Genomic DNA, 1385 nt, shown 5'->3' with positions numbered 1-1385 from the left:
AGCGTAGCCTGGTTGCAAGCAACTGTCTCTTGATCAGATCTCTGCCGATTTTTTGTACAACAAGTAACCTTCTAAACGCTCTTGGAGTTTAAACCATCCCTCCCAGAGCGTTTTCCAACTGGTGAATTCAAATAACAAACGCAACTCTTATTAAAAATCAGGAGGTTAGCTATTATGCGCGAACCTATCTGGTCAATAGGAGTTTCGCAATGAGTCATAAACAGCTAACCAGAGAACAAAGATATCATATTTATGGTCTTTGGCGCTCTGGATACTCACAAATGGAGATAGCTAAAGAACTTGGAGTTCATAAATCAACCATTTGCCGAGAGCTTTCACGAAATAGCCGTTGGAATGGCTATTTTCCAGAGCAAGCTCAATGTTTTAGTGAGATGCGACGTAAAGGTGCACGAAAGAGAATTATATTCACTAAAGAAATAGAAGAATTTGTGCGGGAACATTTATTGAAAGATTGGAGTCCCGATCAGATTAGTGGTTATGCTAAGAAACATAATTTATTTATGATTAGTCACGAGCGAATTTATCAATATGTATTGCAAGATAAAAAGCAAGGCGGGAAATTGTATCTTCATTTGCGGCATCAATCTAAAAAATACCGAAAGCGATACGGCAGTCCTAAAAGAAATAGCCCAATAAAAAATCGTATCTTTATTGATGATCGCCCTAAGATTGTGGATAGTAAAACTAGAGTTGGTGATTGGGAAATAGATACTATTATCGGAAAAAACCGAAAAGAGGCGATAATTACCCTAGTTGAGAGGGTTTCTAAAATGACTCTTTGCAAAAAAATTAATAGTCGGAAAGCAGCAGTCACAAGAGATGCGACTATCAGTATTCTAAAGCCTTTCGATACTCGAGTATTTACAATTACAGGAGACAATGGAGTTGAATTCGCTGAGCATGAAGCTATAAGCCAAAATTTAGCAGCGCAGTTTTATTTCGCTCATCCATATGCATCTTGGGAAAGAGGACTTAACGAGAATACGAATGGTTTAATTAGGCAATATTTAAAAAAAGGTTCAGATTTTAAATATGTAACTGATAAAGATATTTATCTAATTATGGATAAGTTAAATAGTCGACCCAGAAAAAATTTAGGCTATGCAACTCCTAACGAAATATTTTTCGGGTGATTTAAATTAAAGAGGAAATGGATATGGATATAAACTGGGGCTTTTTCAATTCGAATTTTTTTAATGTCATTATTGCCATATTAGGATGGTGGATAGTCAGCTGGATGAGAGATCAACAAGCTGTAAAAGAACGCCAAAGAGAAACCAACGTTAGTGATCTCCTCCCTAAAAATAGATCCACTGTAAATTAGAGAATCTGGCAAAATATCAATTAATAAAAACGGGGTATTT

At 36.0% G+C, this 1385-nt stretch carries 2 protein-coding genes; both read left to right on the top strand.

Features of this window, described 5'->3' with window-relative positions; genetic code table 11:
* Positions 1-209: 209 nt before the first annotated feature.
* Positions 210-1154 carry an IS30 family transposase gene (locus tag ACN4Z1_RS15890; RefSeq protein WP_228363820.1) on the top strand — a complete coding sequence of 315 codons (945 nt, stop codon included), beginning with the start codon at positions 210-212 and terminating at the stop codon, positions 1152-1154.
* 23 nt (positions 1155-1177) lie between these two features.
* Positions 1178-1345 (top strand): hypothetical protein, encoded by a 168-nt coding sequence (locus ACN4Z1_RS15885; protein WP_228363821.1) that lies wholly within the window; start codon positions 1178-1180, stop codon positions 1343-1345.
* Positions 1346-1385 lie beyond the last annotated feature (40 nt).

Source organism: Legionella sp. ST3F1, from assembly GCF_048553315.1.
Lineage (GTDB): Bacteria > Pseudomonadota > Gammaproteobacteria > Legionellales > Legionellaceae > Tatlockia > Tatlockia donaldsonii.
This window is presented reverse-complemented; position numbering and strand designations above follow the sequence as displayed.